Annotated in this window: 21 protein-coding genes; 5 read left to right on the forward strand and 16 right to left on the reverse strand. The window is 46.8% G+C overall.

Features of this window, described 5'->3' with window-relative positions; genetic code table 11:
* Positions 1-82 precede the first annotated feature (82 nt).
* Positions 83-1213 (forward strand): 2-methylaconitate cis-trans isomerase PrpF family protein, encoded by a 1131-nt coding sequence (locus L3V45_RS16455; RefSeq protein ID WP_014305893.1) that lies wholly within the window; start codon positions 83-85, stop codon positions 1211-1213.
* Positions 1214-1255: 42 nt separating this feature from the next.
* Positions 1256-2632 (forward strand): MFS transporter, encoded by a 1377-nt coding sequence (locus L3V45_RS16460; RefSeq protein ID WP_014305894.1) that lies wholly within the window; start codon positions 1256-1258, stop codon positions 2630-2632.
* A gap of 208 nt (positions 2633-2840) precedes the next feature.
* Here L3V45_RS16460 and L3V45_RS16465 read toward each other — a convergent pair whose 3' ends face one another.
* A complete protein-coding gene (locus tag L3V45_RS16465; protein WP_058906379.1) occupies positions 2841-3416 on the reverse strand; it encodes an LOG family protein in 576 nt (191 codons plus the stop codon).
* Positions 3417-3531: 115 nt separating this feature from the next.
* Here L3V45_RS16465 and L3V45_RS16470 point away from each other — a divergent pair, with 115 nt between their 5' ends.
* Positions 3532-3852, forward strand: a complete 321-nt coding sequence (locus tag L3V45_RS16470) for a MazG nucleotide pyrophosphohydrolase domain-containing protein (protein WP_003151506.1) — start codon at positions 3532-3534, stop codon at positions 3850-3852.
* 44 nt (positions 3853-3896) lie between these two features.
* Here L3V45_RS16470 and L3V45_RS16475 read toward each other — a convergent pair whose 3' ends face one another.
* Positions 3897-5486, reverse strand: a complete 1590-nt coding sequence (locus L3V45_RS16475) for a SulP family inorganic anion transporter (protein ID WP_015387657.1) — start codon at positions 5484-5486, stop codon at positions 3897-3899.
* Positions 5487-5488: 2 nt separating this feature from the next.
* Positions 5489-6070: a beta-class carbonic anhydrase gene (locus tag L3V45_RS16480; RefSeq protein ID WP_003151503.1), complete on the reverse strand. Its 582-nt coding sequence runs from the start codon at positions 6068-6070 to the stop codon at positions 5489-5491.
* Between the two features lie 400 nt (positions 6071-6470).
* Here L3V45_RS16480 and L3V45_RS16485 point away from each other — a divergent pair, with 400 nt between their 5' ends.
* Together L3V45_RS16485 and L3V45_RS16490 are read left to right on the forward strand one after the other, a co-directional pair.
* Positions 6471-7436, forward strand: coding sequence for a 2-hydroxyacid dehydrogenase (locus tag L3V45_RS16485; RefSeq protein ID WP_272904715.1), 966 nt, complete (start codon positions 6471-6473; stop codon positions 7434-7436).
* A gap of 204 nt (positions 7437-7640) precedes the next feature.
* Positions 7641-8030: a ribonuclease gene (locus L3V45_RS16490; RefSeq protein WP_223203805.1), complete on the forward strand. Its 390-nt coding sequence runs from the start codon at positions 7641-7643 to the stop codon at positions 8028-8030.
* Between the two features lie 59 nt (positions 8031-8089).
* On the opposite strand, the gene L3V45_RS16495 is transcribed toward L3V45_RS16490, so the two are convergent.
* From L3V45_RS16495 to L3V45_RS16555, 13 genes are all read right to left on the reverse strand, one after another.
* Positions 8090-8836 (reverse strand): arylamine N-acetyltransferase family protein, encoded by a 747-nt coding sequence (locus tag L3V45_RS16495; protein WP_014305898.1) that lies wholly within the window; start codon positions 8834-8836, stop codon positions 8090-8092.
* A 24-nt stretch (positions 8837-8860) separates the two neighbouring features.
* Complete coding sequence (locus L3V45_RS16500) at positions 8861-9118, reverse strand: HPr family phosphocarrier protein (protein ID WP_003151495.1); 258 nt, start codon at positions 9116-9118, stop codon at positions 8861-8863.
* A gap of 23 nt (positions 9119-9141) precedes the next feature.
* Positions 9142-10092 carry a DNA-binding protein WhiA gene (whiA, locus tag L3V45_RS16505; RefSeq protein ID WP_003151494.1) on the reverse strand — a complete coding sequence of 317 codons (951 nt, stop codon included), beginning with the start codon at positions 10090-10092 and terminating at the stop codon, positions 9142-9144.
* Positions 10093-10118: 26 nt separating this feature from the next.
* The gene (locus L3V45_RS16510; RefSeq protein WP_032858271.1) at positions 10119-11072 is read right to left on the reverse strand and encodes a gluconeogenesis factor YvcK family protein; all 954 of its coding nucleotides are present in this window, start codon (positions 11070-11072) and stop codon (positions 10119-10121) included.
* Positions 11069-11956: an RNase adapter RapZ gene (gene rapZ / locus L3V45_RS16515; protein WP_012118535.1), complete on the reverse strand. Its 888-nt coding sequence runs from the start codon at positions 11954-11956 to the stop codon at positions 11069-11071. Before rapZ ends, L3V45_RS16510 begins: the two co-directional genes overlap by 4 nt.
* Before the next feature lie 25 nt (positions 11957-11981).
* Positions 11982-12449, reverse strand: a complete 468-nt coding sequence (locus tag L3V45_RS16520; protein WP_003151491.1) for an 8-oxo-dGTP diphosphatase — start codon at positions 12447-12449, stop codon at positions 11982-11984.
* Positions 12450-12722: 273 nt separating this feature from the next.
* Entirely contained in the window at positions 12723-13673 is a 951-nt protein-coding gene (gene trxB / locus L3V45_RS16525) for a thioredoxin-disulfide reductase (protein WP_007407423.1), read from the reverse strand.
* A gap of 206 nt (positions 13674-13879) precedes the next feature.
* Positions 13880-15292, reverse strand: coding sequence for a peptidoglycan DL-endopeptidase CwlO (locus tag L3V45_RS16530; RefSeq protein ID WP_003151485.1), 1413 nt, complete (start codon positions 15290-15292; stop codon positions 13880-13882).
* A gap of 397 nt (positions 15293-15689) precedes the next feature.
* The gene (locus L3V45_RS16535) at positions 15690-17144 is read right to left on the reverse strand and encodes a tetratricopeptide repeat protein (protein WP_007407425.1); all 1455 of its coding nucleotides are present in this window, start codon (positions 17142-17144) and stop codon (positions 15690-15692) included.
* Between the two features lie 115 nt (positions 17145-17259).
* Positions 17260-18321 (reverse strand): sensor histidine kinase, encoded by a 1062-nt coding sequence (locus L3V45_RS16540; protein ID WP_234949474.1) that lies wholly within the window; start codon positions 18319-18321, stop codon positions 17260-17262.
* Positions 18318-18995: a response regulator transcription factor gene (locus L3V45_RS16545; RefSeq protein ID WP_234949475.1), complete on the reverse strand. Its 678-nt coding sequence runs from the start codon at positions 18993-18995 to the stop codon at positions 18318-18320. The genes L3V45_RS16540 and L3V45_RS16545 overlap by 4 nt, the downstream gene beginning before the upstream one ends.
* A gap of 36 nt (positions 18996-19031) precedes the next feature.
* Positions 19032-19637 carry a hypothetical protein gene (locus tag L3V45_RS16550; protein ID WP_234949476.1) on the reverse strand — a complete coding sequence of 202 codons (606 nt, stop codon included), beginning with the start codon at positions 19635-19637 and terminating at the stop codon, positions 19032-19034.
* A gap of 88 nt (positions 19638-19725) precedes the next feature.
* Positions 19726-21495, reverse strand: coding sequence for an ABC transporter ATP-binding protein (locus L3V45_RS16555; RefSeq protein ID WP_024085844.1), 1770 nt, complete (start codon positions 21493-21495; stop codon positions 19726-19728).
* Positions 21496-21517: the final 22 nt, after the last annotated feature.

Raw genomic sequence — 21517 nt, forward strand, 5'->3', positions numbered from 1 at the left:
ATAATCCTTATTTATCATACGATATCTTCCAAAGGGACCGGTACCTTTTTATCCACACAAAATGATGTAAGGATGAGACAGCATGGAAAAAGTTCCTGTAACCGTCATGAGAGGCGGCACCAGCAAAGGCGTTTTTATTCTTCAAAAAGACATGCCAGACGATACAAACCTATGGAGCGATTTTCTTTTAGACATTATGGGGAGCCCTGACGAGAGACAAATTGACGGTCTCGGCGGCGGCCATTCTCTCACAAGCAAGGCAGCCATTATTAAGAAATCCGCCAGAAAGGATGCAGATGTTGAGTATACGTTTGCTCAGGTCAGTTTGACTGACAAATTTACCGACTTCAAAGGAAATTGCGGAAATATCTCTTCTGCCGTAGGCCCTTATGCTATTGAGAAAGGGCTCGTTCAAGCTGAAGAGCCGGTTACAAAAGTCAGAATTTTAAATACAAACACTCAAAAAGTGATCGCAGCAGAAGTCGAAGTCAGAAATGGAACATTTCATTACCAGGGGGACTGCTCTATTCCGGGGGTTCCAGGTACAGCTTCTCCTATTTATCTTTCATTTCACCAGGCTGAAGGAGCGGTGACCGGTAAGCTGTTTCCCACCGGTCAGCCTATTGATGTTCTCGATACACCGTATGGAAATATCTCGGTATCGATTATTGATTACGCCAATCCGCTTGTCTTTGTAAAAGCAGAGGACACGGGGCTTACCGGCTTAGAACTTCCGGATGAATATACCCCGGATATATTGGAAAAGCTCGAAATGATCCGATCGATTGCAGCCGAGAAATGCAGATTCGCTCCGAGACATGAGGCTGCTGCAAAATCACCGGCCGTACCAAAACTGACATTAATCTCATCTCCAGCGGATTATATCGATACAAAAGGGATAAAGAGACACGCAGAAGAGATGGATCTTGTCATTCGTATGATGTCCATGCAAAAACCGCATCAAGCTTTAGCCATTACAGGGGCGGTATGTACGACTGCCGGCATGCTATTGCAAGATACAATATTATCTGAATTTTCATTCTCCGGGAGAACGATCCGATTGGGGCATCCAAGCGGTATTTTAAAAACCGAGGCAGATGTTGATCCGGACGGAACAACGATTAAAGTAGTACGCACAGCAAGAAAAATCTCTGAAGGCTATGTGTTTACTAAACAAAGTTACAGCATGAATACGCTCAATCACATTGGTTAATACCGTCTTCAGACAAGTCAAAGATAAACGGAGGAATACGAGATGATCAATGTAAATGCGTCTAATCGATTAAACAGACTGCCTTTTTCAAGGGCCCATCAAGCAGTGCTCGTTATCCTTTCATTCGCTTACTTTTTTGATTTTATCGATTTAAATACGTTTTCATATGCGGCGCCTTCACTTTTAAAGGAATGGAACATATCCACTCATACTATCGCTTTTATTACATCTGTCTCCTATTTCGGAATGTTTATCGGCGCCTCTGCCGGAGGATGGTTTTCAGACCGTTTCGGAAGGAAAAAAGGTTTAATTCTGGTTGTCACCTTTTTCTCTTCCTTCTCCCTCCTCTCTTCTCTGGCTTGGAACCCAGAAATACTCGGTGTTTTTAGATTTTTTACGAGTTTAGGTATCGGCGCCACAACGATTGTGGCGAGTACGTATATCAGCGAATTTTTCCCATCCGCAACTAAAGGCAAATACCAGGCAATCTGTATTACAATCGGCATATGCGGAATTCCTGCGGCCGGCTGGGTGGCTAAATTGGTCGTGCCGTCCGCCTCTTACGGCTGGCGGTTTGTCTTTCTATTCGGCGCGGTCGGTATTTTTTTTCCGCTGATCGCCAGAAAACTGGAAGAATCACCGAAATGGCTGGACACGAAAGGAAAAAGCGAACAAGCACACCGCATTCTGCTTGAACTGGAGGCAAAAGCAGAAAATGAAAAGGGTGAACTGCCTGAACCAGCTCCGGCTCTGCAAAGCAGACAAACCGCTGTAAAATCCGTTCCATATCGGACGCTGTTTCAAAAGCCTTTAGCAGGAAGAACTTTTGTTTTAATGACGATGTGGGCAGCTTCCACCATTGCAATTCAAGGCTTTGGCACGTGGGTTCCCACCCTTCTGGTGAAAGAAGGCGTATCAATGGATGAGTCTATCGTATACGTCACTCTGGGAACGATCGGTGCCCCGCTGGGCGCTCTCATTGCGGCGCAAATCTCTGACCGTGTGGATCGAAAGTGGGCCATTTCTGTTTTATCGTTAATTATTATGGCGCTTGGATTCTTTTACGGCATCAATCCTTTGCCGATGGTCATTATCGTATGCGGATTTCTCATGCATATGTTTGAGCGTACTTTCAGTTCGATCGCATATGCTTATACGCCGGAATTATATCCGGTTGAAGCCAGGGCATCTGGAAATGGCCTCACTTACGGCGTAGGACGCCTTGCAAATGTAGCCGGTCCCTTTGTCGTCAGTTTCCTGTATTCAGGCTACGGATTTTTAAGTGTTTTCTTATTCTTTACAGGCTGCTGGTTTCTTTGTGCACTGACAGTCGGTATATTTGGAATCGGTTCAAAAAAACAAAAGATGCAGCAGGATGATTTCATATCGGAAGAAACTTTCGTGCAACAAAAGTTGTAAACGCATACAGTCTGGAAACCGCAAAACATCCATCTCCTTTGAGGAAATGGATGTTCTTCTTTCAACCCCAACAGCATTCTCATTCGCCTCTTATTCTCAGACATATCTCTTATTACGAAGAAAGGCGTGGTACGCATGAGAAGGAGAAAAGAACTTTCCGTCAGAATGAATTAGATGCAGCCGCCGAAACATATTTCAGACCGCTGCCTTACAATTCACGCCATTTCTTATCTAAAATCGGGTATGTATACCGATTCATCTGCTCAATCAGCTCATCCGGCCGGGAGGAACTATGTATCAGCTTTAAATGAGACTCATTCGAAAATCCTTCCTGGATGCTGTACTTGACCATCTTCATCATCGGCTCAAAATACCCGTTCACATTGTACAGCCCGATCGGTTTTTGATGAATGCCGATTTGCGCCCAGCACAGCACTTCAAATAACTCTTCATATGTTCCGAAACCGCCGGGCATGGCAATGTACCCGTCGGAAAGTTCACTCATTTTCGCTTTCCGCTCATGCATGCCGCTGACTTCAATCAGCTCCGTCAGATTCTGATGAACAATCTCTCCGCTGAAAAGCCCGCTCGGCATGACGCCGACAGCTTTTCCGCCGCCTGCCATTAACGCATCAGCGACGGTTCCCATCAGACCGACCCGTGAACCGCCGTAAACAAGGCCGATTCCCTGCTCCGCCATATATTCACCCAGTTCGGCCGCTTTGCGTTTGTACTCTTCATTTACCCCCGGGTTTGACCCCGCAAATACACAAATGGTTTTCATTTTTTCATCTCCGCATCTATATATGTACATCAATAAATCAAAATACACTATATATTGTCCCATCTCTATATGATAATATCAATAAGAATCATACAGGACATAAGGAGTGTTTCACATGCAGATGGCTGAAGCAGAACAATGGACGAAAGATTTTTACGAAAAACGAGGATGGACGGCGTACGGGCCATTTATCAGAATCGGCTTTTTAATGGAAGAGGCGGGTGAGCTCGCCCGGGCGGTAAGAGCATATGAAATCGGCAGAGACCGGCCGGATGAAAAGGACGCGACCCAGGCTGAACGCAGGCAGGAGCTGATTGAAGAAATGGGTGACGTCCTCGGAAATCTGGCTATCCTTGCCGATAAGTACGGAATCACGTTAGAAGATGCGATGAAAGCCCATCAGGAAAAACTGATCAAGCGCTTTGAAACCGAATAAAAACACGGCCCGTCCGCTTTTTCATGGACAGGCCGTATCTGAATTTATCCCGTTATCTCGTCCTGATGCTCAAAGAAATGCTGTTTCCCGATTTTATGAAACAGCCCCGTCTTCCGGATCAGCTCTCTCGGCTGTGACTGCAATCCGACGATCATCAATCTCCCGTTATGCCGTTTGATCCGGTTCATTACATTCCCCAGCACCGCTTCTGCGGAGGTATCCATGTAATGCACATTATTCATCAGCAGAATAAGCGTCTTCGGCTTTTCCTGAAGCCTCTCCAGCAGCGATGATTCCAGTGAATCAATTGAACCGAAAAACAGCGGTCCTTCAATGGAATATGTGCTGACGGACGAATCATTTTTAACCGATTTGACTGCGGCATGCGGTGTTTTAATGCTTGTTGATTCGCTCATTTTTCTGATAAAGAAAATAAAAGCGAGCACAAGACCGGCAGAAACGCCGATAATTAAATCAAACAGAACCGTCAGCAAAAAGGTTGCCGCCAGTACGAATGAATCAGTGTTTTTCAGCCGCATCATATTGGCGACTTCTCTCCGCTCACTCATGTTCCAAGCCACAACCATCAATACCGGCGCCATGCTTGCCAGCGGTACGTGAACGGCAAGCGGGGCGAAGACGAGCAGGACGAGGAGGACGGTGACTCCGTGGACAACACCGGAAATCGGAGAAACTGCGCCGTTTTTAATATTTGTTGCGGTCCGCGCAATCGCTCCCGTTGCCGGTATGCCGCCGAAAAGCGGCGCTGCCATATTGGCGATGCCCTGCCCGACAAGCTCCCTATTGCTGTCATGCCGTGATCCTTTCATATTGTCCGCGACCATCGCCGATAATATGGATTCAAGTCCGCCGAGAAGCGCAATGATCAGAGCCGACGGAAACATCATCACCATGTTATCAATTGAGAAATCCGGAAGCTGGAAAGCCGGAAGCTGCCGCGGAATTTCTCCGTAAGCAGAACCGATTGTCGCCATTTTGTCAGGAAAAAACACGACCGCCGCGGCTGTAGAGACAAGCAGCGCCACAAGCGCGCCCGGGATCTTCGGCATCAGCCTGGCTGATAACAGCAAAATGGCCAAAGCAATTCCCGCGATGAGGATGCTGTACAAATTAAAGGTTCCGATCTTCTTGCCTATTTCCGCAATGTTGAGGATAAAGCTTTCATGCTTTTGGATATCGCGCAGACCGAGAAAATGGGCAATCTGCTCCGAGAAAATCAGCACCGCGATCCCGGCCGTAAATCCGACGATCACCGGCTTCGGCACGAATTTCATAATCTTTCCGAGCTTAAATACGCCAAACAGGACGAGCATGACGCCTGCCATAAAACCGGCTACAAGTAAATTCTCAAAACCATACTGCATCACAATGGCAAATAAAATGGGAACAAACGCCCCTGTAGGCCCGCCGATCTGATATTTAGAGCCGCCCAACAGCGAAATCAGAATTCCGGCCACAATAACGGTGTAAAGCCCGTATTCCGGACCGACCCCCGAGGCGATGGCAAAGGCCATCCCCAGTGGAATCGCTACAATTCCGACCACAATTCCCGCGATTAGGTCTTTCTGAAATTTCTGCAAATTGTATCCCTGATATCTGCCGGTAAATTGCATCGTCAGCTGCATCCTCCTTTGACTGTTTCATAACCGTCAACGACTACATCCAGCGTCCCCGTTCCCGGATCGATCACCAGCCCGTGCACCGGCACCTCTTCAGGCAAGAGCGGATGATGCCTGACCATATTCACGCTGTGGGCCACGCTTTCTTCGACGCTGTGAAAACCGGTCAGCCATGTTTCCAAATCGACTCCCGCATGCTGCAGAAGGCTGAGACATTTGTCCTCCACCCCGCGCTCTTTTGCTTTATTTAATATGGAAGCCGCATTTAATCCCGACATTCCGCACTCGCGGTGACCTATGATGCAGACTTCCTCTGCCTGCAGTTCATAAACGGCAACCAAAATGCTCCGCATGACACTTCCAAATGGGTGAGAAACAATGGCTCCCGCGTTTTTTATGATTTTGGCATCGCCGTTTCTGAGTCCCATCGCCTGCGGCAGAAGCTCCGTCAGCCTTGTATCCATACAGGATACGATGACAAGCTTTTTTTTCGGGAATTTTGTCGTTTGGTAAGGTTCATATTTCCTTTCTTGGACAAACTGCTGGTTGTGCTCCAAAATGCTTGATAAAGAAACCATTTTTCTATTCATCTCCCATCCGATTGTATTGCAAGCCTTCTTACCCAGCTTACAGTAAGGAATTATAGCACAGAAAAAGGCCTCAAAAGCGCTTTCAAAAAAAGACACGATAATTTAACTGTAAATTCAGATTATATTCATTTATATCTTTCAAAAATAATAAAATTTATCTTTACACCAACCTATAAAGCTTTTGAAAACAGCGGTTCCGCTCATTTTGCCTTCAGAAATATAGGCGGATTCTGTTATTGTTTGGAGAAATCAAGCATGTACATTTCTTTTTCTTTCATTTTAAGTTCAAAAGAACCAGAAATTTATCGTAATGCGTTTGATTATTTCTCACGTTACCGCTTCTCTTATATAATAAAATAGAGAAGAAAGACAAAGGAGGAGAAGCCCGTTGAAACCCTATGTATTCATCGCGAAACCGATACCGCCCGAAGTCGAACAAATGATAGGCGAGCATTGCCGCTATGACATCTGGAAAGAAGATACCATTCCAAAAGAGAAACTGTACGAAAAAATGAAAGATGCTGAAGGGCTGCTGACATCCGGAACGGCAATTGACAGTGATTTGCTGGATCACGCGCCGAAGCTGAAGGTCGTCAGCAATAATTCAGTCGGCTATGATAATTTTAATATTAAAGAAATGAAAAGGCGCGGGGTTGTCGGCACGCATACACCGTACACCTTAGATGACACTGTCGCTGATCTGGCTTTTTCATTAATTCTGTCTTCCGCCAGACGGGTTGCCGAATTGGATCGATTCGTCCGCGCCGGCAAATGGGGAACCGTTGAGGAGGAATCTCTTTTCGGTATGGATGTCCACCATCAGACATTAGGAATTATCGGCATGGGCAGAATCGGTGAACAAGCTGCCAAACGGGCAAAATTCGGCTTCGATATGGACGTGCTGTATTATAACCGCAGCAGAAAACCGGATGCCGAGAAGGAACTCGGGGTTACATATACCGACTTAGATACACTGCTGAAAACATCAGACTTTGTGCTTTTAATTACCCCGCTTACTGACGAAACATATCATATGATGGGAGAGAGGGAATTTAAATTGATGAAAGATACGGCATGTTTCGTCAATATTTCCCGGGGAAAGACAGTTGATGAGAAAGCGCTCATCCGCGCATTGCAAGAGGGCTGGATAAAAGGCGCCGGTTTAGATGTGTTTGAAAAAGAGCCGATCGCCGAAGATAATCCGCTCCTGCAGCTGGAAAACGTCACATTGCTTCCGCATATCGGGTCAGCAACCGCAAAAATCCGCTTGAATATGTTCAAGCAAGCCGCACAGAACATGATTGACGCCGTATACGGAAAAACACCGAAAAACCTCACGAAGGAATTTCAATGAGATGAAAAATCCCGGCCGTTTCAGCCGGGGTTTATTTTTCACTAGATCAAAAGTACTATTTTAAAATTCTTTCTATTCCTTTCTCTTGATGCTGATACAATGAAAAGGAATCAGCTTCACATGATAAAAATGGGAGGTATTGCTTTGAAAAAACGATTATCGTGGATTTCCGTTTGTTTGCTGGTGCTGTTCTCCGCGGCGGGGATGCTGTTTTCAACGGCTGCCAAGACGGATACATCTTCTCACAAGGCGCACACTGAAGCACAGGTTATCAACACGTTTGACGGGGTTGCAGATTATCTTCAGACCTATCACAAGCTTCCTGATAACTACATTACAAAATCAGAAGCACAGGCCCTCGGCTGGGTGGCATCAAAGGGGAATCTGGCGGACGTCGCCCCGGGGAAAAGCATCGGCGGGGACATCTTCTCAAACAGGGAAGGCAAACTCCCTGTAAAAAGCGGACGGACGTGGCGTGAAGCGGATATTAACTATACATCAGGCTTCAGAAATTCAGACCGGATTCTTTACTCAAGCGACTGGCTGATTTATAAGACGACAGACCACTATCAAACCTTTACAAAAATGAGATAAACACATACAAAAAACGGCTTCCCTGCGGAGGCCGTTTTTTTGCAGAGAATCTGCAAGCTTCATATAAAATGAGCAGTAAATTTTTCTTCAAACTCTGAGCGGTCTATTCTGCTGTTTTCCGCCGTGCCATCGTGTTTTTTTATTGTTATATTGCGTTCAGACAGAACCATGTGCCCTTCCGGTGTCCGCTTAGAAGCAAGCAGGCGTTTGTTGAAAGGAGAGCGTTCATGTTCAAAGATTGTTTGTTTCATAGACTTGAGGTCCTTTTCATCGATTTCTTCAAGCGAAAATGCGTAGCCTGTCTGCCAGCCGTCCCCTTTGTTCATTTCAAGCACGTATGTCCCGAATTCCGTCTCTTCTATCCTCACGCGGAACGCTCCGGCCGCTGATACCGTCTCGTCTCCCGACATCGGCACAGGCTGCATGGCGAGATTGAGGCCGAAGCCTGCATCAGCGATGTACTCATTTCCCCCGGCGGAAAGAAGTACGGCCGCATGTGTGCCGGGCAGCGCCCAGCCGTTTTTCCAGACCGTTCCGCGGATCAATTTGACATCAAATCCGGCATCTTTCAGGATGAAATAAAGCAGTCCGTTCAAGTCATAACAAAGACCGCCGTGAGGTTCCTTCACCATGTGCCGCCACAGTCCTTCTTTCGTGACGTCATATTCTTTTTTGGACAAAACGGCGCGGTTTTCAAACGGAAACCGATACGCGAGCGCCTTTAAAAACTCCGGCAGGTTGCTGAAATCGAGGGAATCCTTTTCCCAGCCTATCGTTTGATAACAATCTTTCAGAAACTCATTCATCGTTCCGTCCCCCTTACAAAGTGTTTACACTTCTTCCTGCACATAAGCGGACAACTTTTCCAGCGCTTCCTTTTCATCGTCGCCTTCAGCGATCAGAGTGACTTCCGTCCCCGTACTGACCGCCAGACTCATTAATCCCATAATGCTTTTGGCATTCACTTTCTTGCCGTTTTTCTCAAGAAACACATCTGATGCAAAACGATTTGCCTCCTGTACAAACAATGCAGCGGGGCGCGCCTGCAATCCCGTCTTTAAACGCACTTCCACTTTCCCCTGAACCATAAGATCTCCCCTTTTCTGTACGGTTATTTCAAAGTGATGCTTTGTCCTGTACGCAGCTGTTCTGCGATTTCATCGAGCTTTCTCAGCCTGTGATTGATGCCGGATTTGCTGATTTTCCCGCTTGCAACCATTTCCCCCAGTTCTTTCAGCGTGACCTCCTGATAATCAATCCGCAGCTGCGCAATTTCGCGAAGCTTTTCCGGCAGCGCTTCAAGACCGATCCGTTCATCAATGTATTTAATATTTTCCACCTGTCTGAGAGAAGCCCCGATGGTTTTGTTTAAGTTTGCTGTTTCACAATTGACGAGGCGGTTCACTGAGTTTCTCATATCTCTGACAATCCGCACATCTTCAAAGCGCAGCAGTGAATTGTGAGCGCCGATGACATTCAGAAATTCAGTGATTTTTTCCGCCTCTTTTAAATACGTAATATAGCCTTTTTTCCGTTCAAGCGTTTTGCTGTTCAGATGAAAATCATTCAGCAGGGCGCATAATGAATCGTTATGTTCCTTATAAAGCGAGAAGATTTCCAAGTGGTACGACGATGTTTCGGGATTATTCACAGATCCTCCCGCCAAAAACGCCCCTCTCATATAAGAACGTTTGCAGCACCGTTTCGCCACCAGTTCCTCAGAAATATTCCGTTCAAATACAAAGTTCTCCCCCAGGATTTTCAATTCCTCTAAAATCAGCTTTGCATTTTCAGAAAAGCGCACAATATAAACATTGTTTTTTTTCAGCCGCATTTTTTTTCTGACTAACAGTTCGACCGATACATCATATTGTTTCTTCAGCAATGTATAAATGCGGCGGGCAATCGCCGCATTTTCGGTTTGAACGTCAAGCACGAGATGGCGGTTTGAAAATGACAGGGAACCGTTCATCCGAATCAGCGCGGACAGCTCCGCCTTGGCGCAGCAGTCCTTCACTTCCAGATTCGTCAGTTCTTTTTTTGTTTCCGATGCAAATGACATATTAGCCACCTCATTTCAAAAGGCCTCTAGTCTCTTAATAAATCGACAAGAAGAGAAGCCACTTTATGTGTATCGTGACGGATTACGTCATTTTTATACGTGATAATCTGATCCCTGATGACCTCAAGCCCCATGGATTTCAGCTTTTCAACATTGAAGTCGACGGGCCGGGCCAGCTCTTTCGCATATTTGCTTTTGATTTCGTCAGGGATCTCCTCATTGTTGATTAAGATCGTGTCGATAAACGGCTGCTCCATATGATCGTTCAGCGCCTTGACATGGTCGGCCGCGCTGTATTGAAGCGTCTCGCCGGGCTGTGTCATGACGTTGCATATATATACTTTTTTGGCCGCGGCCTTGACGACTTCCTCTCCGATTTTCGGCACGAGCAGATTCGGAAGAATGCTTGTGTACAGGCTTCCCGGACCGATAATGATCAAATCGGCCTGACGGATGACGTCAATCGTTTCCGGGAGCGGATCAATTTTTTCAGGCGTAAGAAACACCCGTTTAATCCGCTGTCCGTAAGAAGGGATTGTCGATTCTCCGGAGACGACCTGCCCGTCCTCCATTTCAGCGTGAAGAACGACACTGGTGTTGGCAGCCGGCAGCACTCTGCCGCGGACATTCAGCACCTTGCTCATTTCGGTGACAGCGTGAAAGAAATCACCGGTTATATTTGTCATCGCTGCCAAAATCAAATTGCCGAGCGAATGTCCGGTTAAGTCGCTTCCTTTGTTGAAACGGTGCTGAAACAGATTTTCAACGAGCGGCTCAACATCTGACAAAGCAGCCAGTACGTTACGAATGTCACCCGGCGGCGGAATTTGAAGTTCATCCCGCAGACGGCCTGAACTTCCGCCGTCATCAGCAACTGTCACAATCGCCGTAATATCAACGGGCTTATGCTTTAACCCCCGAAGCAGCACGGACAGACCCGTTCCGCCGCCGAAGATTGCGATTTTCGGCTTCTTATTCATTTCCGGCTTCTCTTTTCAATGTCCCGGTGAGTGACATGAGTATAGAAATCTTTTTTAAAATAGTCAGCCAAATACTCAGCGAGCGTGACGGAGCGGTGCTGGCCGCCCGTACAGCCGATCGCGATGACAAGCTGGCTTTTACCTTCCCGCTTATAAGACGGAAGCATAAAGCCGAGCAGATCAACAAGCTTTTCAATAAACTTTTGTGTTTCGTTCCACTTCATCACATAGGATGACACTTCCTCATCTTTCCCCGTAAGCGGCCTCATGCTTTCAATGTAGAACGGATTCGGCAGAAACCTTACATCAAACACGAGGTCGGCATCTATCGGAAGCCCGTATTTGAAACCGAATGACATCACGTTCACTGTAAATGTTTCACCTTGGTTCGTGGCGAAATGCGCCACGATTTTTTCACGCAGATCACGTGGTTTCATATCCGATGTGTCATAGATCAGCTGAGAGCGCCCTTTCAATTCTTCAAGCAGCTGGCGTTCCAGCGCGATTCCTTCAAGAGGAAGCCCGGTAGCGGCCAGCGGGTGAGAACGCCTCGTTTCTTTGTATCTCGTCACAAGGATGGAATCCTTAGCGTCTAAAAAGAGAATGCGCGGTGTAATCCACGGATTTTCCGCCATTTCATCCAGCGCCTCAATCAGCCTGTCAAAAAATTCACGTCCCCGCAGATCCATGACAAGCGCGACCTTGCTCATTTTTGAACTTGATTCTTTCATCAGCTCCAAAAATTTCGGCAGCAAGGAAGGCGGCAGATTGTCGACGCAAAAATAGCCGAGATCCTCAAAGCTTTGAATGGCGACGGTTTTCCCCGCTCCAGACATTCCCGTAATGATGACGAGCTGAATATCATGGTTTTCATTCATACTCATCTTTCTCCCCCCTGCGGTCTTTCTTTTATTTGATAAGCTGCGGATCTAAACGATAGCTGAGCAGCTCGAAGTCCGGCGTATACGTAAAGGTGCCGTGCAAAAGCCCTTGGCCCTTGATCATAAAATCAAGGATATGCCCGTCTCCTGGGGCCATCGGAAGGCTGTGGATATCTTTTACGTCATGCCACTTCAGAACGCCTTCCTCTGATTCAGCGACATTCCGCCCCGTGTAGGAGTCGGCGACGAAAGTAAACATCATCCACTCTGACACGATTTGTTCCTGTTCCTTAATAATAAAGGTAAACACGCCTTTTAACTGCGGATTTAGTATATAAATGCCCGTCTCTTCTCTGTACTCTCTGATGACGGAATCTCTGACGGATTCGCCGCTTTCCATCTTCCCGCCGGGCGCGACCCACCAGCCCCGTCTCGGCTTTTGGAGAAGGAGAACCTGATCATCTGTCTGCAGCACACAATTTGTCACTCTTTGCACAAGTACGTCACCTAACCTTCTCAACAAATCATCGTCTCTTCATTATACCGTTTCGGCATGTCTCTCACAATGCAGAGACACCGACATCCTTTTCTTTTATTTGACAGAAAACAAAAAATCGCAAAAAAAGGGCACGGATACTGGAATCCGTGCCAAAGTGTATTCATTAAAAAGGGGGTCAATTACTACATTCATCTTAAAACATCAGTATTTCACCCGTGTTACAGCGTAATTAAAACACAGTAACGATTCAAAAACTGAACATTACAGTGATTATTTAACGGTTTTGAGCGTTTCCTCAAGCTCTTCCACATAATGCTGAACGCTTTGAGCCGCAATACTTCCGTCGCCTGTCGCCGTTACGATCTGGCGGAGCGTTTTTTCACGGATGTCTCCCGCGGCGAAAATGCCTGGGACTTTTGTCTCCATTTGGGCATTTGTTTCAATGTAGCCTTCTTCATTTGTGATGCCCAAGTTTTCGAACGGTTTAGAAAGCGGAAGCATACCGATATAAATAAAGACGCCGTCAGCTTTGAATTCTTCCTCTTCTCCCGTCACGGTATCCACAAGAGTAAGTCTGCCGACTTTTCCGTTTTCCTCATGGATTTCTTTTACGGTTTTGTTCCATTTGAAGTCAATTTTCTCATTGTCAAAGGCACGCGCCTGAAGAATGCTTTGCGCACGCAATTTGTCACGTCTGTGAACGATGGTGACTTTTGAAGCGAAGCGTGTCAGATAGACGCCTTCTTCAACGGCGGAGTCTCCGCCGCCGACAACGACAAGCTCTTTATTTTTAAAGAACGCGCCGTCACAAACCGCGCAGTACGATACGCCGCGGCCGCCCAGTTCTTTTTCGCCGGGAACGCCGATCTTTTTGTATTCCGCTCCGGCAGAAATGACGATGGCGCGCGCTTTATATTCTTTTGAACCGGCTTTGACCGTTTTATATTCTTTACCGTCCACGATTTCTTTAATATCGCCGTACGCATATTCCGCACCGAATTTTTTCGCATGTTCAAACATTTTATTAGAAAGTTCAGGGCCGAGAATACTTTCAAAACCCGGATAGTTTTCAACATCCTCCGTGTTGGCCATCTGGCCGCCCGGAATTCCTCTTTCGATCATTAATGTGGATAAGTTCGCTCGTGATGTGTAAACAGCAGCGGTCATCCCCGCCGGACCCGCGCCGATAATGATCACATCATAAATTTTTTCTTCTGACACCATGATTCACTCCTTTTCGAAATGGGGCGCACCCTATATGACTAAGAATCCCCATCAATCGTATTCCTTACCCATATCCTATTAAATCTGAGGGCAATTCGCTATTTTTTTGCTCATTTTTCTGAGAAACCGTGATTAGGGAGCTCCTGAGCGGGTATACAAATAAAGAAAGAGCCTTCCGGGATAGAAGGCCCTTGTCTTATTCATTATTGCACGACACGTCTTACATTGCCGTTGAATGCTTTCTTCCAGTAAGGGTTGCTCATAGAATCAATGGATACACCGTGTGATGTATTATCGTTCAGGAACGTTCCGTTACCTAAGTAGATGCCGACGTGGCCGTTTGTTTTATACGTGTTGAAGAATACTAAGTCTCCGCGTTTCATGTCAGACGCGCTTACTGCTTTACCTCTTCCGATTAATGTATCTGTGTTTGTGCCGCTTGCAGGTCCGAGATTAACGCCTGCGTTAGCATAAGCCCAGCGTACGAATGAAGAGCAGTCAAAGATACGGTTGTCAATATCGGATTGAGTGCGTCCGCCGCCGAATTTATACGGAGATTGACCCACAAGGCTTGATCCTACGCTGATCGCGCCTTCAATACCGCCTGAATTTGAAATAACAGATCCGCCGTCAGAATCATCTGAACCGCCGCTGTTATGAGATGATCCGCCTGAAGTGCTCTTCGGTTTGCTTGAGCTGTCAGATGAATCAGATGATGTTGAAACAGCCGCTTTTTTCACAGTTTTAACCGCCGGTGCCGGCTGGCTGTCATCTTTTTGGTTTTGGTCTTCAGAAGCTTTTTGCGCTTCTTCCTGTTTTTTGATCAGGGCAGCCGCAGCAGCCTGCTCAGCTTTAATGCGCTTCTGCTCTTTTTCAGTGTCAGCTTTTTGGTTTGCAAGCTGTGATGCTTCTTTTTTCAGATCAGAGATAGCGGAAGCCGCTTTTTTCTGACCGTTTTTCGCTTCGTCGAAAAGCTTGTCTTTCTGATCAAGCTGTTTGTTCAGGTCTTTTTGCATAGACTCGAGTTTCGCAAGATCATCTTGAACTTTTTTCAGCTTCACGTTAAGTTCAGCCTCTGCGTCTTCGAGTTTCGCTTTATCCTGCTCCTGCTGTTTGATCAGGTCTTTATCCGCATCAACGATAGAAGATACTGCAGTCGCACGGGAAATGAAGTCTCCGAAGCTTGTCGCCCCTAAAAGTACATCTATGTATCCTTGAGAACCGCCGTTTTCCTGTAAAGAACGAACGCGTTTTTTCAGGATTTCATTGCGTTTTTCAATACGCGCTTCTGTTTCTTTGATTTCTTTTTTCAAATCAGCGATCTGCTTTTTCGTTTTTTCGTTTTCAGCTTTTTTATCTTCGATTTTATTGCTTGTATCCAACGCTTTAGCGTTAATGTCTTTCAGTTCTTTTTCAATCTTAGCCTGTTTGTCCTGAAGCTTGGACAATTCTCTTTCTTTTGCTTCAAGGCTTGAAGCCACCTCAGATTGCTTGCTTTCAATTTTCGCTTTTTTGCTGTCTAATGTTTCCGCCGATGCAGTTTTTGTAAACGGGATCAAAAAACTGCTTGTCCCGATGACGGAAGCCAAACCAAGTGTTAATAAACTCTTTTTCACTTTTTCTTTCCTCCCTTTTACTTTAAACCTGTTCTCATTTGGAATTCTATTATGAACATCAAAGTTACGCTCCCTCACATGCCCGTGAGGCTGATGATTTTTATGTACGATTCTTTGAAACTGGTTAATTGGTATAGATTATACAGCACATGTAAAATAAACTAATCTCTTATGTACGAGACTCATTATACCATCATGTTTCGACAATTTTTATTACAGTTATATTTCAATGTGATTGCAAATCTCATATTTTGCAAAATAAACGGTGATTACGGCCTGATTTCGATTCAAAAAGCAAAAAAATACGCATGAATACCTCTTTTTTCGGCGGTAAAGTTCTGTTTTGCCCCTTTATGATAAAAAAAAGAACCGACTCTTTATATAGAAAGAATCGGTTTTATTCTAATATATCATCTATTTGTCTGATGTATTTCGAAAGGGTTGCCGGGGTTATACCGTAAACGGCGGCCGTTTCTTTTTTCGTCGTTTTTTCGCCGTTTGCTTCTTTCCATACGTATGCGATGGCTGCGGCCCATGCCCGCTCATTCTGTACGGCAGCGGCGGCGCGGATATGCTGAATGACGTGAAAAACCCAGCAGCTCATGACGTCAGTTTTTAAACTGTCGGCTTCCGCTTTCTCCAGAAGCTTGACCGTCCGATACGTGAACAGCGCGTCACCGGAGACGCCTGAAGCGCCTTTTTCACCGGAAAGCAGCAGTCTGACGAAATCTTGTTCAAACGGTGAAACGGCGCGTTTTGCCGTCAGAACTTTTTCAAGTTGGTTCCGCTCTCCTTCAGCGCTGCTGATATAATAGGCGGCAAGCCGCTGTTCCAGTGAAGCAGGCAGCGGTTCCTGCCGCTCCGCCCAAGGCGCGGGCCGGTCTGATTCGGGAAATTCGGCTTCGGCCTTTTTCCAAATGGTTTCCGCAAATTCTGTGCGGCCTGTCCCGTAGGCTGAGGCGGCAAGCCAGTAATAAAACGTTTCGTCGCCTTCGAACCCGCTTTTGTAAAGAGAACGGAGCCATTTATAACCGAGATCATGTCTGCCGACAAGCGCAAGCGTCGCCCCCAGCTTATAGCGCTGTTCGAATAAAATCGGATACACGTTGGCGAGTTTTCCGCTCAATTCTCCGACTTTTTCATCTTCCCTCTCGTAATAGCAGAATACAAGGAGGTTGCACAGGGCATGGAGATTGCCTTCATTTTTCTCAAGCACTTCGAATACCGTCTGTTTCGCTTTTGTAACATTGCCTGAGTAAAAGTAAGCGAGCGCCAGGTTGTTGTATGCAGACCAAAGCTCGGGGTAATCGGCCGTAATCTCTTCAAGCATGACAACCGCTTCATGAAGCTGGCCGCTCTCAAGAAGCGTTTTTGCCCGGTCCTGCCTGATCAGCAGCTCATCCTGGTCATAGAGTGATTCGTTTTCACCCGCTTCGCCGAAATCCAAAAGCTCCATCAGATTTTCAATCTCTTCGCTGAATTCCCCGTCCGGATCGGCATCTGAATAAGCCGCCGCTTCTTTGTATGCTTCCTGAAAGAGCCCCAAATGCGCGAAATTATTCGCTTTAAAATAATGACACTCGGGCATTTCTTCTTTCAGGTTCACCAAAATAAAGTCGAACAGCTCATTTGACTGCTGGTAGTGGCCCATTTCAGAATAAATGACGGCCAGCCGTGACAGCATTTCGGAATCATTCGGCTCGAGATGGACGGCCCGCTGAATCAGTTTGCTGGCCCGTTTTAAATTCCGCTCTTTATATGCTTTTAAGCCTTTATGAAAAAAATATTGTCCATCCTGAAGCAGCTGGACAATTTGCGCGTGCTTTTTCTGTTCAGAAGTGTGTTTTCCCACAAATATCCTCCGTTTTATACGTATTACCGTCAGTAGTATACCATAAAACGGTTTCGCCTCAATAGTTCAAAAGACAGGATCGGCTTCGTTTTTTACTGGCTGGTTCGACCAGATTTTAGCTGTTTTTTTCACGAGGCTCGGCTGGAAGAATGACGCGGAAAAGGGTTCCTTCGCCGCGCTTGCTCTCAACCTCTATCGAACCGCCGTGCAGCTCTGCGATTTTTTGGGCGATGGACAGACCGAGCCCGCTTCCCCCTGCGTTTCTCGCCTTATCCGCTTTATAAAACCGTTCAAATACCCGCTCCGCCTGTTCAGGCTCCATTCCGATTCCGTCGTCGGCGATTTCGACAGCCGCCGCTCCCGGCAGATCAACAATTTTAACGGAAATGCTGCCGCCTTCACCGGTAAATTTTACGGCATTGTGAATCAGATTCATCCATACTTGGCTGAGCAGCGCTTCATCTCCGTACACATACGACTCCTGTAAATCAATGAGAAACTCAATCTGTTTGGCGGACCATTCAGGCTCACAGGTCAATATGGTGCGCCGCAGCTGTTTGTCAATGCGGAACGGTTTTTTTTGTATCGGTTCGGTTTGGCGTTCAAGCGCAGTGAGCTTCAGCAGATTTTCACTGATTTTTGATAATCGTTCTGTTTCTGTCTCGATGATGTGTAAATAGCGCCCCCGCTCCTCATATGATAAATCCGGTTTTTTCAGGAGGTGCGCGTAGCCCTTTAATGAAGTAAGCGGGGTTTGGATTTCATGGGAAACGTTCGAAATAAATTCTTGTTTCAGCTTTTCCATTTCACTCAGTTCCGCGGCGAGTGTCGACAGTTCATCAGCCAATTTCGTCACGGGGTGGTCCCGTTCAATCTTCTCCATTTTCCTGGAGGCGGCCGCTGTGAAGTTACCGCTCGACATTTGCTTGATCGTGGCGGTCAGCGAATCCCAGATCGCATGATGTCTTTCACGTGCTGACTTTGAAAAGATAAACATCGTTATAAACAGCAGGCCGAAAACAAGCCAGAGCGTCAGAATCTGCTCGACGTACGGCACAAGCAAAATCGGCCATATGAGACCGAATCCCTGAACGATCAGATGAGCCGCCAGCCATAAGAATGCGGTAACGGTGAGAAGGATGATGATTTTTCCAGCCGTTCTGAAGATCCGTTTCATTCTGTCACCACAAACCGATACCCGAGCCCCCGCACCGTATGGATGGCAAACGGATAGTCCTTTTCCGGAAACCGTTCCCTCAGCCTTTTAACATGCACATCAACCGTCCGCTCGTCACCTTCATAATCAAAGCCCCAAATATCTTCTATTAATTGTTCTCTTGAAAACGTCTTATTCGGATAACCGGCGAGCTTAAATAAAAGCTCAAATTCACGCCGGGGCAGCGTCAATCCCGCTCCGCCGCCGCGCGTTACGGTGCGGGATTGCTTATCTAATGTGACATTTCCGATGGTCAGCAGTTTTTCAGCGGTGATCCGGTACCGTTTCAGCAATGCTTTGACCCTTGCTTCCAGCTCAAGCGGCTCAAACGGTTTGACGAGATAATCATCCGCTCCGGAAGTAAAACCTTGCACTTTGTCCAGCGTTTCGCCTTTTGCCGTCAGCATCAAAATCGGAATGTCCGTAAAGCTGCGGACGGCTCCACTGACTTCAAACCCGTCCATTTTCGGCATCATCACATCCAGTATGATGAGATCAATAGGTGCTGATTCGATCAGCCGCACCGCCGCTTCCCCGTCTTCCGCTTCTGCGACGTCAAAGCCGCTCTGCTCCATCATGAGTCGGACAAGCTCACGGATATGGCGGTCGTCATCCGCAACCAATATGACAGCCATAAAAATCCCTCCTTCTGCTTTTTTGCCTGTCTTCTTTTAATGAATCGACATGATGTCTATTAACCGTCTTATTTTTTCATTGTCTCCTGTATCGACAGACACTTTTTTTGTATGGCGGATCATTTCCTCCGTCACTTCTTTCATTACGCCTTGATCAGTATCTTCACGAGACTCCCAGCGCAAAGGAACATTGTATATCTGAATGGTGCCGTCACCATTGCTGCTGTAAGTGACTGACCCATCGACTAACCGGGAGCCTGCTAACTGCGTAACATCTTCGGGATAGCGGGCGCTCGTATGATCGTCAGGGTTGACGAGTGCTCCGGCCGGAATGCGGCGAACGTTCAATTCATCTATCTGCTGATTTTCCCCAAGCTGCAGCCAGATGCGGGCATATTCAATTTGCAGAGGAGAATAATCTGCCGACAGGCTTTTGTCCGCAGAAATGTGATGTGAATCTTTGTTTACTGGTTCTTTTTTTTCTGCCGCTGATGCTGTTTCAGCCTTGTTGATGCCGCTGCTTTCTCCGGCCGGACTTGAAGAATGGCTCGGCTCTTCATCGTTACCGTCCGTACACCCGGCAGTCATGAATACGAGCAGTAAGGCCGCGTGCCAATAAAAAATCTTTGTGCGTTTTTTCATAATTTAACCCCCGCTTTCTATGAAGAGAACTCCGGCTGCAAAATAAAAAGCAGCTTTTTCAGCTGCTTTCTATTCATAAAGTCTTGCTTTACACAGCTTTGTTTTCTAAGTCGGCATTCAGCTTCAGCTGCTGCTCCGCAAAATCGCGGTACAGCGAATGGGATGCCATTAATTCATGGTGTGTGCCCCGTCCGGTGATTTCACCCTGTTCGACAAAGAGAAGCTGATCTGCATCCACAACCGTGGATAAACGATGGGCGATCACGATCGTGGTGCGGCCTTCCATTAGAACTTCCAGCGCCTGCTGCACCCATTTTTCAGATTGGCTGTCCAGACTTGATGTCGCTTCATCAAGCATCAGAATGCTCGGGTTGCGAAGGAGCGCTCTGGCAATGGCGATGCGCTGGCGCTGTCCGCCTGACAGCATAATTCCCCGCTCACCGACCTCTGTTTCAAATTTCTTCGGTAAGTCTTCAATAAATTGCAGGGCGTAGGCCATGTCAGCCGCTTGCCTCAGTTCCTCATCAGTCACCTCGCGTTTTAATCCGTAGCAGATATTGTCGCGGATGGTGCCTGACATTAACGGGCTTTCTTGCGACACGTAGCCGATATGCTCCCGCCATGACTCAAGGGAATACGCATCAATCGGTTCATTTCCGAGCAGGATGCTGCCCGCAGTCGGGTTGTAGAATCGTTCAAGCAGCTTAAATAACGTTGTTTTCCCGCCGCCGCTCGGTCCGACGATCGCGGTGACTTTGCCGGCCTCAATCGTAGCCGTAATGTCTTTTAAGATGGTTTGATCTGTTTTGTAGCCGAATGAGACTTGTTCGAGCTTAATCGGCTGATCTGCGTTTTCAATGGCTTTTCCGGTTTGGATATCTTCTTCTTTTTCTGCAAGAATATGAATCATCCGTTCCGTTGCGCCGACGGATTTTTGAAGCTGTGTAAAAAATGAAGTGATCTGGCCCATCGGCATAATGATCTGAAACAAATACAGGATAAAGGCAACGAGTGCGCCGGCTGTCAATTCACCGGATGACACCTGCATCCCGCCGTACCCGATGACAGCGACCAGCGCCGCCATTAATACAAGTGTAATAAGCGGGCCTACGAGCGACTGCACCTTCGCTTCACGCAGCCCGAGTTTAAAGAGCGCCATGATGCCTGCTTTTCCGCGTCCGTATTCCGCTTCTTCAGCGTTTGACGCTTTTACAAGCCTGATTTCCGGGAGGATGTGGTTTAATAATCCGGTGAATCTCGCCGTTTCATCCTGTGTTTCCCGAGAAATTTTAAACATTTTCCGGCCGATCGGCACTAAAATCACCGCAGCCAGCGGCACGACGATCAGCACGAGCAATGTGAGCTTCCAGTTCATGAAAAATAAGATCGTCAGTGACCCGATAACGGAAATGATTCCGGTAATAAATCCGCTGATATTGTTTGTGATCAGCTCTTTTACCACCATTGTGTCATTGGTGACACGGCTGATCGTTTCTCCCGTGGCGTTTTTGTCAAAATAAGAGACGGGCAGTTTAATTAATTTCTGCCACAACAAATCACGCAGTCCCGAGATGATTTTCTGGCCGCTGTAGTTCAGGGCGTAGGTGGCGTAGGCGCTTAATGCGGCCTGTACGATAAACACGGCTGCGATGATTCCGATTTGCACGCCTGACAGCGACGACACGGAAAAGCCGTCAACGAGCTGCTTTGTCAACAGCGGAATCAGCAGGCTGACGAGCGTTGTCACAATACTGAGAGACAGCGCGAAGGCCAGCATACCGTATGATGGTTTTGTTTTTTTGACTAATGAAAAGAATGAGTTGAATTTCCCTTTTGGTTTTGGTTGTTTATTCGGCATATGTTTTCCTCCTATATCACTG

Origin of the sequence: Bacillus sp. R45 (assembly GCF_021729365.1) — a bacterium.
GTDB lineage: Bacteria > Bacillota > Bacilli > Bacillales > Bacillaceae > Bacillus > Bacillus velezensis.